Source organism: Acinetobacter sp. YH01020 (assembly GCF_013420275.1).
Taxonomy (GTDB): domain Bacteria; phylum Pseudomonadota; class Gammaproteobacteria; order Pseudomonadales; family Moraxellaceae; genus Acinetobacter; species Acinetobacter amyesii.
The window spans coordinates 1-14,844 of sequence record NZ_VOYN01000067.1 but is presented as its reverse complement, the minus strand read 5'-3'; the positions used below and the strand labels follow the sequence as shown (position 1 = coordinate 14,844).

The window sequence follows — 14,844 nt, the reverse complement described above, 5'->3', positions numbered from 1 at the left end:
ACTGGGTAATCTTGGTGTCTTTCTTGCTGCTTTGATTCACTCTAAAGACTGAATGTTTGTCGCTGTAAAACGCTAAAGGCTTACCGTGCTGTTCGACATATAAACGTGTTGAAATCATATAGTCAAAAGTTGATTCTGACTCACAGAAGCGTAAATGCTGTAATTTGCCTGTGGCATCATCAATGAACACCAGTAGACAGCATTTAGCAGCGCGTCCTTCAAACCAGTCATGGTGTGAGCCATCAATTTGGATCAGTTCACCAAAGCAATCCCGGTTGTAACGAGGCTGATACGGGCGTTTCAGGCGCTTGGATCGAGGAATCCATAAGTCAGCTGCAATCATCCAGGAACGCAGGGTTTCTACTGAAAGATCGAGTCCATGTACGGTGGTGAGCTTTTCATGCGCTAAAGTGGGCCCGAAACCATGGAGTTGGTCAGAAACAATATTGAGGCATTTGAGTCTGAGTTCTTCAGGAAGTTTGGAATTGCTGATTTGGCCACGACCGGCATGGGCTAATGCAACTGGACCTTGGGCTTTGTATTTCTGCAGTAAGCGTCTGATCTGACGTTCTGAAATATGAAGTAGCTGAGCAGCATGGGATTGAGTTATGCGTTGATCGCAGATTTCCTGCAAGACCGACAATCGTTTAAGTTCTTTATCCGACATAGACACCAACATATCAAACCGTCCGCTAAGGAAATTGCAGAAGTGCATATTCTAAAAGCGGACATTTTTACTTTGGAGAAACTGGACATTTCTATTTTGGAGTTACATTTTGATTTCGCATAATCGCCATTATGTTAAATTAGATAAGGAATACTAGGCATCATAATTTTCAGTTAATCCTAGAGGATATTCATAATTTTGTAAGTCATATTGGAGGTGCTAGTTCGAGTGGAGCAAAATAAAGTGCAAGCTATAAGATACGATTCTGGCAGTGTGTCATTGAAGGTGATAAATGAGTTTGAGGAGAAATTTAAAATAAAGTTCCCTAATTCTTTCATAAAACTTATTTCAATGCATAACGGAGTCAAGTTTTTAAATAATAACTTCAATTATTTAGATGATGAAAGTCAGGATAATGAATCAAGTATTAGCTTTTGCAGTTTTGGCGAGGTAAATGCCACAAAAATTGATGATTTTCAAGATTATGATGTCTATGGTGATGAAAAAATTATTAGTTTTGGTCTTAATGGAGGTGGAGATTATATTGCTTTTGATTATCGCAAAAACCCCACGACTGATGAGCCACTGGTGGTAATTATGTATCATGATGATTATGTAGAAGATGAAAATGGTGCTAGTAAGATGCGTGTTATAAAAGTAGCAGATACTTTTGATGATTTTTTAAGTATGTTACATGAGTAATTTTTCCATAAGTTAAGCTTTCCTAAAATTAACATAATACACCTTATGCGAAGTCAAAAATGGGAGCCTTAAGCTCCCATTTTTACTGTATTTTTTTGAAAATTTCGTATAACTGCCATTATGTTAAATGACTCAATTACTATCATCAAAAGTGGCATTAATTCTATCTACAGTCCATTTTACTGTAGTGCCATCTAAGTAAAAAAAATCTCTATTTAAAATATCATCTTCAAAAATTAAGCCATTACTATCTAGCTTTCCTTCTTTTAAATATCCAATAACCTCATATCTTAGACTATCATCTATTTGCTTAATTTGATGGGGACAATGTACTTCTTCAATAATGTAATCATCAAGAATAGTAGCTTCTAAAGCTATAAGGTAATTTTTTTTGAGATCAATACATGAGGGCATTGAAGAACTAAATACCTCTAGAATTTCATTGCGAACCTTAACTTTTAGAATAAATTCGAGATCCTCATTACATTCTATGATTTGAGCTATATATTTCACTTCAATTAAGCCTTTCTAAAATTAACATAATGCACGTTATACGAAATTTAAAAAAAGCATTATCTTTATGATATTTAAATGAATTTTAAAATCTCGTATAATCGCCATTATGTTGAATTGCTGTAAAAACCTTAATGCCATAGAGCTAAATATGTATGCAAAATAAGCTTGATAACATCATTCAAGAATTAAAAGAACTATCTAAGAATAGTCGTTTAAACATAGGGTTACCTGATGATACTCTCATATCTAGCTATGAGAAAAAAATTGGTTTTATTTTTCCAAAAGATTATAAAAAAGTTTTGAAAGAGATTAGTAATATCTTTTATGGAACAATTGAATTGGCATCTCTTACAGATGACGAAGAATACGATCGAAGTCTCTCTCAAATATTAAATGATGCTAGGGAACAAGGTTTACCAGGAGATTGGCTACCTATCTGTGAAGATAATGGTAGTTATTATTGCCTATCTCCTAATCATAAAATTAAATATTGGACAGCAGATGGATATAGTGATGAGCAGTGGGAAAATTTAGCAGATTGGATTAAGCAAGTTTGGATAGATGGCAATTAAGAAAATCTAAAACTAACATAATGCAAATTATATCAAGTCATTGTTTTAGAAAATTATTTTTTAATTTCGTATAATAACCATTATGTTAAATGGCTAAGAAATACTGTATTTTTATGATTTTGATAGAAGTTAAAACTAATACAAATGAAATGGTCTAAATTAATTGATTTTGATGAACAATTTTTACAACGTGGTTATCTTCTAAAATTTAAAGCTCATTACCCATTTGAAGATGAAGTAATAATGATGCTTGCTGAAGCCCCCGATAAAGATGGTTTAGCTCTAATAACAATTAGTGGCTATAAAGCAGGTATTAACTGTTATCAAAAGCTACCAGTATCTGAAATAACGAAGGATTGGCTTATATCTAATTGGACAAAATGGGTTTGGCCTGAGAGTAAACTCGAAGATGTCTTTGTGCGCTCTCAATTGAATTATGAAGAAATATAATTGAGTTTTCCTAAAATTAACATAATACACCTTATACGAAATGCTTTATAATTATCCTTATAATTCAACGCTGTAGTTCCTAGTTGATAGCCCGAGTTTCCATGACCGGGCTTTTTTTATGATTTTTCACGTTCCACGCCTATTATTTAAGCAATGTTTCACAACTTTGATTAGCTCAGTTGAATAATCCCCTTAGCCATTTGGCAAGAAAAACCGGCTTAACCACCCTCTTTTCGGCTGCTCCGGTTCAACATGTTCCGGTACTGGAATACGTTTATTTTCAGTCTGCTCTGGAGTAGTCAATCCGTCATGTTTCGGTTCAGGTTCTGACCGAGGATCCGTTGCTATATCTTGGCTAGGTTTCTGATCGGTAAACGTAGTCATATTGGTTTTTGGGGCTTCTAGCAGTCGTTGGATTGCTTCTATTTGATTGTCTTTTGCTTCTAGTTGTTCTCTTTGGAAAATTTCTCGTTCATGTGCAAGTTCCAGTTGTTTTTTTAGTATGTCTACCTGCTGTTTTAGCATGTCTACTTCTGTCTCTTTTTGTACCGCAGTAGACTGTAACGTGGTTACATCTCTATTTTTATTAGATGGTTCTCCAAATACACGTATTGCTTCCGATAGGTCTATTTTTCCATCACTATTTTTAGATAAATCACCTTTATTTATACGCTTATAGATACTCTGTCTGTTCATCCCATAGAGTTCAGCTAGCTCAATCACAGATAATGCTTTCATCATGTAACCTAAGTAAAAAGATGTATGCCAGTAGATATTATTTAAACATGTAACGTTACATTAGTAGTTTAACGATAGCCAACTTTTTCAAGCATTGGAGAAAACTCTTTTAGCTTTTCAGAGTCCTTAAGCATTTCTGCAATTCTTACTGCAAATTGAGGATAGCTTTCACTGCCTTCTGAATATTTACTCATTTCAGGAAGCTCAGAGAGCTTATTGGCAAATAAATGACGTTGAGGATCTGTCATTTTTTTTGAAAAGAGATCTAAATTCTCCGAGTGCTTTTTATTTTCACTTGATGCACTTCTAGTTTTTTTCTGTGTAAATGAAAAAGAGAAGCCTGATATTGAACGGCCCTTTTTATGCTGCTCATAACTAGCCTCAATATCTGTTTTTTCACTAATTTCTGTAATAGCTAAATCAAGGACCCTCGTCTTGAAGTGATCCATACGCTTATATTCATTAACGCCAATACCAAGCTGCTCTCTAAATGTCGCTAACTCGAATAAAGGTGTTTTTCCAACGGCTTTCCACTGAATCAGTAATTCGTATAGCCTTGCTGAATAGGTACTATTCAGTTGTGCTGTTTGGCTTAATAAATATTGAGTAAAGAAATCCTTAATTCCGTCAATTTTACTTATACCTTGTACAACAGCTAGTGTAAAAACTAACTCAATAGCACCTTCATCATCTAAGTACCTTACTTGCTGAATCCATCTGCTTTTTATTAATTTCCCGTTTTCATCAAAGAAACTAAATCTACGATTAAATAACGAGTCTTCAGCTTCTTTCATCCGTTGATAAGCATTTTGTCTGGTTGTTCCAAAAATTTCTGCATATCTCAGAGCATCTATTCGTAATGGTGTATCTGTACTTAAGCCTGTACCTGTATGCCTAGCATCAACAATAGCTAGTTGAACAATATGAAATTCTGATAAAGACAAAGTCTGGAAAGCTTGGTTTAAGCGATTTGTTTTTACAACTAATTCTTTTGACATGAGATTGATTAAAACATTGTTATACCCACAGATTATAACAATGTAGTTATAACCACAAATATTTATTTGAGGTTAGATGAAGCCATAGGGTAACTAAACGTGGGTAAGTGGTAACTAAACGTGGGTATATAGGTAACTAAACGTGGGTATATAGGTAACTAAACGTGGGTATATAGGTAACTAAACGTGGGTATATAAGATTATTAATTATTGAAATATATAAATTTATTCTGATCTAAAAGTATTTAAAAGCATTAAAAATAATTAAAAGCCCAGGATAAGAAAAATTGCCCTATGTTTTCGCTACGCTCAAACTCTATTGAACTTCGCTTTCGCTCAGTTCGTAGGGGCAATTTTTGGCTTAAAATTTCGTGACTTTTAAAAAAGAAAAGCAACTAGGAATTCGCTTCGCTCATAGAACTTTTTCACTCGCTTCGCTCGACATAAAGCTACCGTAATCAGTTCGCACCCATTCGGGATGCTCTGATTCTGAGTTCTTGATACACAGGGGAGCCTGTAATCAGGGAAAAACAGGTGAAAAAATTTAGATCCCTGTAGTTCGCTCGTAGACACTCGCTAAATGCTCTCATTTGCGATTTAAGAGTTTTTTCTTAACTCAACTATAAATCCTACTGTGGTTTAGCAAAACATCGCTAAAAACCCTATTTTTTTGCGTTTAAACAGCATTCACCAAGGTCGGTAATCGTTGTTATTTTCATTTTCTGGTTTTTTAGGCTCATTTTTCTGCTGTTTTTCCAATTCTTGGCGTTTTAAAAATGCCAAATGTTCTCGTTCGTGTCTTTCTTGTTCATAGCGTTGTTCTTTTTGCTCTCGTTCTTTACGTAATTGCTCTCTAAATTCACTTTCTCTGCGATCATTTTCAATTCTTCGTTGGCGATCTACTTCCGCTTGGCGTACTTGCTGCATTCTTTCTTGTTCAATTTTGAGATCATCTGCCCGTTTTGCTTTAAGGAGGGGACTCACATCATCATTAAAATCATGTAGGGTATCGAATGAATGAACGTACTCTCGTTTTAGCTTCTGCCAAAACGAGGGTTTTATCGTTGGTCGTTCAATCCCATTATTTTCCAGTATCTCTGAGCATTGGCCTAAGCGTTTGACGACATTCTCAATATCGTATTCTTTAGCAAGTTGTTCGACCTCGGTTGCGTATTCTCTCCAGTTCTCATTTTTTGCCTGTTCTACTGATTTTTCAGTCGCATAAAAATCAGGTTTTTTTATATCTCTGTAAGTATGATGGTAAGAGTCATAAAACAAATTATCGTTACGTAGGTAAAAATCGCTTTTGTTTTCTGCTAACCATCGTTTTGTCTTGGTGAGATTTGATTCAATCTGTTTTTGATTATTAGCAGCATTGCTTTGAATGGTGTAAAACTGACTAGCAAATTCTGCATAAATATCCTGGCAACGAATGAAGTCATCATATGCGTTGTCAATCTGTTGAACCTGTTGTTCTTGCAGGCGTTCTTCTTCTAGGTTGAGATGTTCTAATTCTGCTAAAAGCTCTTTTTCTTCTGCTTCGGTTAACTGAAGTTCGTTCTCTAGTTGGGTAATCTGATCTTCTAATCGACTTGGAACAATAATTTCTTGATCAAGGCCCTTGATGATCTGTTGGTATTCTCGTGCAGCATCTAAATTTTTGGCTTTGATTGCATCATTTTCAAGTGCAATTCTTGGCAGCACAATTTCAGTGTTACGTTCTTCAAGCGGTCTTTTTTGTTCCTCGTCATATTGTCTGCGAAGTGCTGTAGCTTCATGCCCTTCATGATGAGTGGGTTCAAGAAAGTCTAAGCCCTGATCCTTGTAACTCCGGTGGTCGATGCGTTCGTCTAGTCCGGCATTTTCCAATACTGTGTTTACAACATTGGCAAAAGTTGCTCGGCTGTCCTTCAGGATCTCGGGACCATGGTCGTTGAAGATTCTTTGTTTCTTTCCTAATTCGCCTTTTTCATTGATGAGTCTGGTCGTGAACATCATGTGTACGTGATAGTTTTTATTATTGGTTTCATCGTTATGTTCATGTGGTGCATGGATGCAGGCATCGACAATAACATTGTGCTTGTTCACAAAGTCTCGGCAAAAGTCATCAACGATTTTTATGCGTTCTGCATCTGTTAATTCATGTGGTAAAGCACAGATATATTCTTTGGCGAGTCGTGCATTGGCTTTCATTGAGCCATTGGCATTGAATTCTTTTTTTTCTACTGTATTCCAAAGTGTTTGACGGTCTAAAAGTTTTGTATTGGTATGTTCTGGTGCATAAATATTTTTGTATTCAAGTCCCTTTTTTTTAGTGTAGTCCTGAGTCTTTCCAAAAGTCAGATCCTCTAATTTTTCACAGGCACGATAAGCAGCACAAGCAACGGCTGAACGTCCGTCACTTCGTGAGATGTTGCTTTCATTCAAATGAAAAATTGCCACTTTAAAAACCTAAATTTCTGCATACCGTGGTTTTGATTTTTGCAACTTTGAAAAAGTTGCTGACCATGCTAAAGCGAGGTCATGGGGTACAGGGGTTTCCCCTGTCGCAATGTCCACTTTTGAATGAAATGATAAAAGTGGGTAAGTGCGCCCTTCGTTTCACTCCGGGGAAAACTTCGCTTCGCTACGTTTGATATTGCTCGCTTTGTTTTTTGACTCTATGATGATGTTTGATTATTGATCATCACGGTTTAATACTATGTCAGATATTCAAGAAAAGAAAGATGCAGTTTTAAAGAAACTCACCAAAGCACAGCAGAAAAAATTATCCCTGCAAGAGCAAATTGAGTATTTAAAAAAAGAACAAGAGCAGATCTTAGAACAGGCAAAACAGAAACAGAATGAGCTTAAACTCAAACAGCAAAAACTTTTAAGTGAAGCAAAAGCCCAAGAACGGAAAAATGAAACTAGACGGAAAATTTTGCTTGGCGCTTGGGTTTTGAATAAATTTAAGAATGATGAATCTTTTAAACATCAATGGGCTGATTTTGAGCAGTTTTTAAGTGCGGAAAGTAAGACAGAAGAAAATAGACAGAAAGATAAAGAGCTTTTTAATGATCTTTTTAAGGGATAAGTTCTAAATTTCATATAAGAGATTTTATGTTAAATAGCTATTGAAGCATTTGGGTTAGGTCGAGCCAGAGATACTATTTTCATTAAAATAAACATATACTTAATTTTTTGTTATTTATAATTTTTTATGAAACGACTGAGCTTAAAACAGAAAGTTAGAAATATGCGTATACAGGAAATACGTATGATTCAACGAATCAAAAAAAATAAAAAAAATAAAAAAAATAAAAAAAATTGTATAACTGGTGAGGAGCAACTTAGAACAATAATTACTTTACCAATGCCTCCATTTATCACAATATTTTTGAACAAAAATAGAACTAAGTTATTGAAATTAACAAATAAATTAAGAGATTATTATTTTAGAAAAAATATATGTATGAAATTAGACTTTTCTAAAACAAAAAAAATGTTTACGGAAGGAACTCTATATTTATTAGCAGAATTAGAAACTTTGAAAATTACAAATCCTGATATTAAATTTAGCCTAATTCCATCAAAAGAAGTTATTGTTAATCAGGTTCTTAAACAAACAGGAATATTAGAACTACTAGGAGTATCTCTTAATTTTGAAGACATGGAATTTGATGAAACAGTCAAGTATTGGAAATACTCGTCTGGACATAAGGTTGAGATGGATTCTGCTGAAGATATGTTAGATGATTTTGATGATCTTCTATCTGAAAGTAGTAGTACTAGTATATTTAACAGTATCACTGAAGCCGTAACTAATTGTCATCACCATGCATATTTGGAAAAGAGATTCATCAATGATCCTATGAAAGCAAAGAAATGGTGGATATTCTCCCAAGAGAAAGACAACAAGCTGTCTATTTGTGTGTGTGATTTAGGTATAGGCATTCCTAAATCTCTACTGAGAAACTCAGAGAATGTTGCTGAAGATTGGTTTTCAAGTCTTAAAAATTTCTTGAAATCGCATAAAGAAAAATATGATAGAGATAGTGCATCGATTAAAGCGGCTATTGAAATTGGCAATACAAGAACAAATCTTGTTAATAGAGGCAAAGGCTTAAATCAAATTATTAATCAAATAAGTACACTTTGTGATCACAAAGCATCTATTGCTATTCTAAGCAATAAAGGATCTTATATTATTAATAGAGGTATGATTGAAGATCGGCCTTTAACAGGTATAGTAGATGGGTTCTCGTTACCATATAAACAATCAATAGATGGAACCGTAATCCTATGGGAAATCCCTATTGATAAGCAGATCTCCGACAACGCTTCAGGAGCATCTCATGAGTAAAAGTGTTATGAAAATCAATGTAGCAAGACAATTCTCAAAAAACCCTGCGGGGCGCTATGTTTCTGATGGTAAAAATTCAGGAGAGGTTTTTTTAAAAAATCTGTTAATTCCTGCTATCACTACCCATGATGAGGTTGAAATTGATTTTGATGGAGTTAGAGGATATGGATCTTCTTTCTTAGAAGAAGCTTTTGGTGGATTAATTCGTTTAACAGGTATGAGTGTTAATGAGTTTAAAGCTAAAGTAAAAATTCTCAGTAGAGATCCCTACCTGTTACCTGAAATTAATAGTTATGTTCAAGATGCTGATAGAGCTTTTGCTAAGTGATAGCTGATATTTTTAAAACATATTTTCTGCCATTACTACCATCCTTATTAACCATATTAGGATGGTATATAGTTTATAAAAGAGATAACACATCTAAAGCTAATACCATTCACAATAAAAGAATTGAGGCAGCACAGAAAACTATTGATGAGATAGCAGCATCAGCAAAGACTTATTATTCTTACTCAGGTAGCGATGAAGAAGCTAAAAAGTTAGAACCTATTCTTACAACAAGTTTACAGAAACTTGGTGTTTATATCTCTTTGGTTAGTGACCAACTAAAAGATGATGGTCAAAAACTAGATTTAGAAATTAATTTTATTGAATTTAGAAAGATAATTTCTGGTGGTAATTTTGGAACTTTATCTAGGCAAAAGATAGGAGCTGACAATCAACTTTACAATGATATCAACATGATTAGTAACGACTTATTTTTAAGTTTAGAAAAAAATCTAAAAATCTAAAAATAAATTTCATGCTTATCGTAGAGCATTAGTCTATTTGTCATCGACAGCTAAAGAAGAGTTAAAATCATATTTATTTTTAACTCTTTTTATATAAACTTCAGATACATACCCTTCAAGGTCTATATTATTTATATTCACAGAAACTTTAACCCATCTATTCGTAACTTCTTTATATACTTTCAAAGGTGTATTTCTAGGAATAACAATAATGGATTCACTTTGAAAACTTGGAGCCTCTCTTAAATGAATGCGTGAAATAGTTATACCTTTTGATTCAATATTATTCACATAGTAAATATAAGCTTCTTTAAAGTCGGAAGTTGTTTCTAAGTTATTTATATGAAACGTAAAAATAATAAATATAAATTGTAGAAAGAAATTTAAAAACCTACTTTTCTCTTCTTCGGTTTCAAAAGATTGAAGTTGCTCCGAAACATTAATTTCATCACGAATACTTTCTTCAAAAAAAGTAAAATTCTCTGTGTTAGCAATTTTCTGGTTGTTAATGTAGTTTTTTTGAAAATTTTGACTGTTTACAATCTCTACTACTAACTTTTGGAAATTTTGTAGATTTTTTTGAACTACTGGATCATTTAAGTATTTGTTAAGTGCTATAGAGGCATTTTGGATACCTATTAATGTTTGTTGTACTTCAGGCTTTTTAAAAAAAGCAATAAGTCCTGTTTGAGCATTTATTAGAGTTTGATTAATTATTTGAATGTTTTTTTGCCATTCAGGGTTATTAGTCAGTTTTTGAATTTCACTCAGTGGAATAGACAATTTTATGCTTCCTAAACTTAAAGACAATTATCAATGTTTTCTAAAATTAGCATAATACACGTTATACGAAATTTAAAAAATGAGATTATCCTTATGATAATTAAAGAAATTTAAAAATTTCGTATAATCGCCATTATGTTAAATAAGTGCCTGACTTTATTGATAAGGTTAAACATTAGCAGTTAGAAAGGGTTTTCAAAAAGAATGGTAAATCGCCCAAAAATTATAAAAGTAGGAATTTTGCTTGTAGGTCTATGTTTAATTCTGATCTTTAATTCATATAAACAGAAATTGAATTATGACAATGAAATGGCAAAACAGACAACGATACTTTTCTTAAATTCACTTGCTAAACATGATCGAAAATCAGCAATCAAATATGTTTGGCCTGATGCGCAATTATATGAAGACTTAAAAAGTCCTGAAAGATTTCTTTCTTTCAAAGACTCAAAAATTTTAGAAATAATAAGAATTAATGATGATTCAGCGGAAAGTAGACCTGAGTATTATCAAGAATTTTATAAAATTATTTCAGTGATGGTAAAAGTTAAAGTCGTGCATATAGATGATGCTGGCAGTCCAGTAGGTGACTATATTTTATTTATTACTCTTGTGAAAAAATCTCCTCAATCTGATTGGCTAATTACAGGATTGGGTAGTGGGCCTTAAGCTAATAATTATTTATTTTCCCTAAAATTAACATAATACACCTTATACGAAACTAAAAATGGGAGCCTATAGCTCCCATTTTTTATGGATGATTTTTTAGTTCATTCAGCATGGCATCACGCAGAATCTTATTCATTCTTGTCTGATAGCCTTTACCTTGGGCCTTTAGCCATTGCATTACATCTGCATCAATACGAACCGTAGTCACTTGTTTAGTAGGCTTGTAAAAAGGGTTCTGTACTGCATTTTTCCAGAAACTTTCATCAAGTTCAGGAATGTCCGAAAAGTCTATTTCACTGTCTGGGCGTTTAGCCAGGGCTTCAAGTCTTGCCTTTTGTTCTTCAGACAAAACAGGAGGATTATTCAAATCCATTTTGTAAGTAACGGTTTTGCTCATACTGTTTCCTCTCTTTTTTCTCTGCCTGTCGTGCCGAAATAATGCGGATATGATCCATCCCATTATGGTCTTGTACTGTGTGGGCCACCAATAAAACAGCTTGCCCATGTACCATACCTATCGCTTGCCAACGATATTCACCATTTTCAAAGCGATCCTGTTTATATAAGGCATGAGCATCGTAAAAAACCAATGTCGCATCTTCAAAAGCTACACCATGCTTTTTAAGGTTTATTTCTGCTTTATGCTCATCCCATGAAAACTCAATTTCCATAGTTGCATCGCTTTTTGTTAATATAAAAATGTTAATACAAAATTGTAAATTTTGCAAAATTTAGCCAATTTTTATTGGCGGAATATATCAAAACTGCTCATAAAAAAGCCGACTTGTTTCCAAGCCGGCTTTTCGACATCATCGAGCACATTATTTATAGCATAAGTTTTTGATTTTTATAAATTTCAATGTATGCATTTCGTATAATGCCCATTATGTTAAATGGATAAGGAATTGTGAAGTAGTTATCAAATTTTTTATCATTAATTCCTTATGCTTTAATATGTTCATTCTTAATAAATAATCAAATTATAAATGAAAGCATTAATAACAGTTGGTTGTAAAACCGATCATGGTGGAATCATTATTTTAGGTGATTCATCTTTTACTGTCGAAGGTAAAGCAGTACATCTTGATGGCATGACTCACTTTTGTCCTAAATGTAAGGTTCAATCACGTGCAATCGCATCTAATCAAGGTTTTATGACCGTTGGTGGAAAAAGTATTGTTGCTGTTGGTGATACTTCTAGTTGTGGATCAAGATACCTAAAGCTATCTGATCTAGCCGTGTTGAGTAATGGTTCTGGAAGTAGTTCAAGCAAATCTTCTATTTCTAGTTTTCAATCAGTAACACAACAAAATAGTTTTGTAAGTAATTTCAGTTCTAATAATAAAGTTGCAAGCTACCCATCATGTGATGAAGAAGGTAACTGTATTGAAATCGAAGAAAAACCTATACAGCCATTTACATATTTAGAAGAAACTTTTATCGCTCCTTTAAGAGTTCTTTTTGGGGGGATAAGTAAAATTGGAAAACTAGGTATTAATGGAAAGGCTCCAGTATATCCTAATGATAAAACAGCAGGAAAAGCAGCAGAAGCAATGGGATATAAAAAAACAAACTACAGAACAAAAAATGGTGCAGCAGTCTATAAAAAAGGTAATAGTTATATATCTCGAGATGTTGATGGGCATAATGGTGGGGCATGGAAAGAAGCTAGTAGTGTTGACAAGTTAAATAGTAAAAGCACTCGGAATGGAACATTTGATGTAAATATGAATAGAATCGGAGATTAAATTATATGTTGGAAAATTTTAATAGAAATATCACCTTCTTAGGCGAAGGAATCTATGATCCTAATTCTTTTATAGGCTTATGGATTGATGAGGGGGTATGGTCTGATGTTGAATATTGGAAATTAGAAAAAGATTTATTAAGTATAAATTTTCATTATTCTAATAATTCGGCAATACCCCGAGATATATTGAAAGGAGTTATGAGAATTACTCAATTAATGTTTGTTCCAGATTGGAGTGACTTTTCAATTTATAAAAAGCACGAACTATATACTTTAGATGAAGATTGGGGAATACCAACAATTTTTGATAGATATGAAAGGTTTAAATATGTATTAGGAATTTTATTTACAGATGAAATCAACTTGGATGATCAAGACTTTGGTTATGATTTGAAATCGAATTAAATTATTTAATATTCCTAAAATTAACATAATACACGTTATACGAAATTTAAAAAATGAGATTATCCTTATGATAATTAAAGAAATTTAAAAATTTCGTATAATCGCCATTATGTTAAATATAGATTCTTTACCAGTTTTAAGTAATATTGGATAAACTCATCCAGCTCTCATTTTTTTATAAGATTTATTAATATGAATTACAAAAAAAATATTTTTTTATTCTTAATACTAGCATTTTCATTTAGTTATTCATTCGCCCAAGTTCCTAATTTTGACAAAACACTAGCATCAGCGGCTCAAGGGAATCCATCTGCACAAAGAGTCCTTGGGCTAATGTATCTCAATGGTCAGGGCGTACAGAAAGATGATGCCAAAGCGGTTGCATGGTTTTTAAAAGCAGCAGCTCAAGGGGATGTAGATGCGCAATTTAACCTTGGGGGAATGTATGCTAATGGTCAGGGCGTACAGAAAGATGATACCAAACTGGTTGAATGGTATAGCAAGGCAGCTGCTCAAGGATATGCACCAGCCCAAAATAATCTTGGGCTAATGTATCTCAACGGTCGAGGTGTACAGAAAGACGATGTCAAAGCATTTGAATGGTATAGCAAGGCAGCTGCTCAGGGCGATCCATCTGCGCAATTTAACCTTGGGGAAATGTATGAGTACGGTCGAGGTGTACAGAAAGATGATGTCAAAGCATTTGAATGGTATAGCAAGGCAGCTACTCAAGGAGATGTAGATGCGCAATTTAACCTTGGGCTAATGTATCTCAATGGTCAGGGCGTACAGAAAGATGATGTCAAAGCATTTGCGTGGTATAGCAAGGCAGCTGCTCAGGGTGATCCATCTGCGCAAAGAGCCCTTGGGCTAATGTATCTCAACGGTCGAGGTGTACAGAAAGATGATGTCAAAGCATTTGAATGGTATAGCAAGGCAGCTGCTCAGGGCGATCCATCTGCGCAAAATAACCTTGGGCTAATGTATGAGTACGGTCGAGGTATACAGAAAGATGCTACCAAAGCAGTTGAATGGTATTTTAAAGCGGCAAATAACGGTAACGCAACGGCTCAGTTCAATATTGGTCAAAGCTATTTAAATGGGAGTAATGGATTATCGAAGAATCGAGTAGAGGCATTAAACTGGCTTAGAAAATCAGCAAATAATGGAGTTGTCCAAGCTAAGTTAATACTTGCTGAACTTCAGTAATTTTTAATTTTTTCTAAAATTAACATAATACACGTTATACGAAGTTAAAAAATTGAGACTATAGCATTAATTTTTATGTATTTTTAAAATTTAAAGCCTAGCCAAGTGTCTAGGCTTTTTGTGTTATTCCCAAGTAGAAATGTCCTACCTAATAACCAAATAGAAATGTCCTATATGGACATTTCCAAGTCAAGCACAGGATTCAGATTTCGTTGTTGAATCGCTGTTTTCTGTGCACGTCTACTTGG

At 33.9% G+C, this 14,844-nt stretch carries 19 protein-coding genes and 1 pseudogene; 12 read left to right on the top strand and 8 right to left on the bottom strand.

All coding sequences use genetic code 11. From position 1 onward, the window contains the following. Window positions 1-667 (bottom strand): ISNCY family transposase (locus FTT85_RS16730; RefSeq protein ID WP_180184008.1); only part of this gene is annotated, 667 nt, incomplete at its 3' end. Between the two features lie 228 nt (window positions 668-895). On the opposite strand from FTT85_RS16730, the gene FTT85_RS16725 reads away from it, so the two are divergent. After that, entirely contained in the window at window positions 896-1,369 is a 474-nt protein-coding gene (locus tag FTT85_RS16725) for an SMI1/KNR4 family protein (protein WP_218955503.1), read from the top strand. 132 nt (window positions 1,370-1,501) lie between these two features. On the opposite strand, the gene FTT85_RS16720 is transcribed toward FTT85_RS16725, so the two are convergent. Then, entirely contained in the window at window positions 1,502-1,882 is a 381-nt protein-coding gene (locus tag FTT85_RS16720) for a hypothetical protein (protein WP_111886119.1), read from the bottom strand. A 155-nt stretch (window positions 1,883-2,037) separates the two neighbouring features. On the opposite strand from FTT85_RS16720, the gene FTT85_RS16715 reads away from it, so the two are divergent. Together FTT85_RS16715 and imm45 are read left to right on the top strand one after the other, a co-directional pair. After that, window positions 2,038-2,457 carry an SMI1/KNR4 family protein gene (locus FTT85_RS16715; RefSeq protein WP_111886118.1) on the top strand — a complete coding sequence of 140 codons (420 nt, stop codon included), beginning with the start codon at window positions 2,038-2,040 and terminating at the stop codon, window positions 2,455-2,457. A gap of 144 nt (window positions 2,458-2,601) precedes the next feature. Then, window positions 2,602-2,907 (top strand): Imm45 family immunity protein, encoded by a 306-nt coding sequence (imm45, locus tag FTT85_RS16710; protein ID WP_111886117.1) that lies wholly within the window; start codon window positions 2,602-2,604, stop codon window positions 2,905-2,907. A 192-nt stretch (window positions 2,908-3,099) separates the two neighbouring features. On the opposite strand, the gene FTT85_RS16705 is transcribed toward imm45, so the two are convergent. The 3 genes from FTT85_RS16705 to mobQ form a co-directional block, all read right to left on the bottom strand. After that, a complete protein-coding gene (locus FTT85_RS16705; protein ID WP_171319338.1) occupies window positions 3,100-3,645 on the bottom strand; it encodes a plasmid replication DNA-binding protein in 546 nt (181 codons plus the stop codon). A gap of 68 nt (window positions 3,646-3,713) precedes the next feature. Further along, on the bottom strand, window positions 3,714-4,643 hold the full coding sequence (gene repM, locus FTT85_RS16700; protein ID WP_111886115.1) for a replication initiation protein RepM: 930 nt from the start codon (window positions 4,641-4,643) through the stop codon (window positions 3,714-3,716). A 687-nt stretch (window positions 4,644-5,330) separates the two neighbouring features. Then, the gene (mobQ, locus tag FTT85_RS16695) at window positions 5,331-7,085 is read right to left on the bottom strand and encodes a MobQ family relaxase (protein WP_373886904.1); all 1,755 of its coding nucleotides are present in this window, start codon (window positions 7,083-7,085) and stop codon (window positions 5,331-5,333) included. A 259-nt stretch (window positions 7,086-7,344) separates the two neighbouring features. Between mobQ and FTT85_RS16690 the strand changes: the two genes are divergently transcribed. The 4 genes from FTT85_RS16690 (at window position 7,345) to FTT85_RS16675 (ending at window position 9,780) form a co-directional block, all read left to right on the top strand. Next, window positions 7,345-7,719, top strand: a complete 375-nt coding sequence (locus FTT85_RS16690; protein WP_086322809.1) for a hypothetical protein — start codon at window positions 7,345-7,347, stop codon at window positions 7,717-7,719. A gap of 183 nt (window positions 7,720-7,902) precedes the next feature. Further along, window positions 7,903-8,988, top strand: a complete 1,086-nt coding sequence (locus tag FTT85_RS16685; protein ID WP_180184007.1) for a hypothetical protein — start codon at window positions 7,903-7,905, stop codon at window positions 8,986-8,988. After that, window positions 8,981-9,316: an STAS-like domain-containing protein gene (locus FTT85_RS16680; RefSeq protein ID WP_068976125.1), complete on the top strand. Its 336-nt coding sequence runs from the start codon at window positions 8,981-8,983 to the stop codon at window positions 9,314-9,316. The genes FTT85_RS16685 and FTT85_RS16680 overlap by 8 nt, the downstream gene beginning before the upstream one ends. Further along, entirely contained in the window at window positions 9,313-9,780 is a 468-nt protein-coding gene (locus FTT85_RS16675; protein WP_068976124.1) for a hypothetical protein, read from the top strand. Before FTT85_RS16680 ends, FTT85_RS16675 begins: the two co-directional genes overlap by 4 nt. Before the next feature lie 33 nt (window positions 9,781-9,813). Here the strand turns inward: FTT85_RS16675 and FTT85_RS16670 are convergent, their stop codons facing one another. After that, window positions 9,814-10,563 carry an SH3 domain-containing protein gene (locus FTT85_RS16670; protein ID WP_166135743.1) on the bottom strand — a complete coding sequence of 250 codons (750 nt, stop codon included), beginning with the start codon at window positions 10,561-10,563 and terminating at the stop codon, window positions 9,814-9,816. A gap of 309 nt (window positions 10,564-10,872) precedes the next feature. Here FTT85_RS16670 and FTT85_RS16665 point away from each other — a divergent pair, with 309 nt between their 5' ends. Beyond that, complete coding sequence (locus FTT85_RS16665; protein ID WP_227554280.1) at window positions 10,873-11,232, top strand: DUF4829 domain-containing protein; 360 nt, start codon at window positions 10,873-10,875, stop codon at window positions 11,230-11,232. A gap of 82 nt (window positions 11,233-11,314) precedes the next feature. Here FTT85_RS16665 and FTT85_RS16660 read toward each other — a convergent pair whose 3' ends face one another. Both FTT85_RS16660 and FTT85_RS16655 read right to left on the bottom strand, forming a co-directional pair. Next, entirely contained in the window at window positions 11,315-11,629 is a 315-nt protein-coding gene (locus FTT85_RS16660) for a BrnA antitoxin family protein (protein ID WP_098714789.1), read from the bottom strand. Continuing rightward, window positions 11,592-11,903, bottom strand: a complete 312-nt coding sequence (locus FTT85_RS16655) for a BrnT family toxin (RefSeq protein ID WP_005086328.1) — start codon at window positions 11,901-11,903, stop codon at window positions 11,592-11,594. Before FTT85_RS16655 ends, FTT85_RS16660 begins: the two co-directional genes overlap by 38 nt. 315 nt (window positions 11,904-12,218) lie before the next feature. On the opposite strand from FTT85_RS16655, the pseudogene FTT85_RS16650 reads away from it, so the two are divergent. From FTT85_RS16650 to FTT85_RS16635, 4 genes and pseudogenes are all read left to right on the top strand, one after another. After that, a pseudogene (locus tag FTT85_RS16650) lies at window positions 12,219-12,569 on the top strand (PAAR domain-containing protein); the annotation flags it as partial. 216 nt (window positions 12,570-12,785) lie between these two features. After that, the gene (locus tag FTT85_RS16645) at window positions 12,786-12,980 is read left to right on the top strand and encodes a toxin C-terminal domain-containing protein (protein ID WP_111886125.1); all 195 of its coding nucleotides are present in this window, start codon (window positions 12,786-12,788) and stop codon (window positions 12,978-12,980) included. A gap of 5 nt (window positions 12,981-12,985) precedes the next feature. After that, window positions 12,986-13,387 (top strand): Imm41 family immunity protein, encoded by a 402-nt coding sequence (locus FTT85_RS16640; protein ID WP_111886124.1) that lies wholly within the window; start codon window positions 12,986-12,988, stop codon window positions 13,385-13,387. Between the two features lie 192 nt (window positions 13,388-13,579). After that, complete coding sequence (locus tag FTT85_RS16635) at window positions 13,580-14,596, top strand: SEL1-like repeat protein (protein WP_180184006.1); 1,017 nt, start codon at window positions 13,580-13,582, stop codon at window positions 14,594-14,596. Window positions 14,597-14,844: the final 248 nt, after the last annotated feature.

What these genes read in the sequence shown, in the direction of transcription:
- FTT85_RS16715 (WP_111886118.1), top strand. Translation starts at nt 2,038, where the DNA reads ATGCAAAATAAGCTTGATAACATCATTCAAGAATTAAAAGAACTATCT.
- imm45 (WP_111886117.1), top strand. Translation starts at nt 2,602, where the DNA reads ATGAAATGGTCTAAATTAATTGATTTTGATGAACAATTTTTACAACGT.
- FTT85_RS16705 (WP_171319338.1), bottom strand. Translation starts at nt 3,645, where the DNA reads ATGAAAGCATTATCTGTGATTGAGCTAGCTGAACTCTATGGGATGAAC.
- repM (WP_111886115.1), bottom strand. Translation starts at nt 4,643, where the DNA reads ATGTCAAAAGAATTAGTTGTAAAAACAAATCGCTTAAACCAAGCTTTC.
- FTT85_RS16690 (WP_086322809.1), top strand. Translation starts at nt 7,345, where the DNA reads ATGTCAGATATTCAAGAAAAGAAAGATGCAGTTTTAAAGAAACTCACC.
- FTT85_RS16685 (WP_180184007.1), top strand. Translation starts at nt 7,903, where the DNA reads ATGATTCAACGAATCAAAAAAAATAAAAAAAATAAAAAAAATAAAAAA.
- FTT85_RS16680 (WP_068976125.1), top strand. Translation starts at nt 8,981, where the DNA reads ATGAGTAAAAGTGTTATGAAAATCAATGTAGCAAGACAATTCTCAAAA.
- FTT85_RS16665 (WP_227554280.1), top strand. Translation starts at nt 10,873, where the DNA reads ATGGCAAAACAGACAACGATACTTTTCTTAAATTCACTTGCTAAACAT.
- FTT85_RS16660 (WP_098714789.1), bottom strand. Translation starts at nt 11,629, where the DNA reads ATGAGCAAAACCGTTACTTACAAAATGGATTTGAATAATCCTCCTGTT.
- FTT85_RS16655 (WP_005086328.1), bottom strand. Translation starts at nt 11,903, where the DNA reads ATGGAAATTGAGTTTTCATGGGATGAGCATAAAGCAGAAATAAACCTT.
- FTT85_RS16645 (WP_111886125.1), top strand. Translation starts at nt 12,786, where the DNA reads ATGGGATATAAAAAAACAAACTACAGAACAAAAAATGGTGCAGCAGTC.
- FTT85_RS16640 (WP_111886124.1), top strand. Translation starts at nt 12,986, where the DNA reads ATGTTGGAAAATTTTAATAGAAATATCACCTTCTTAGGCGAAGGAATC.
- FTT85_RS16635 (WP_180184006.1), top strand. Translation starts at nt 13,580, where the DNA reads ATGAATTACAAAAAAAATATTTTTTTATTCTTAATACTAGCATTTTCA.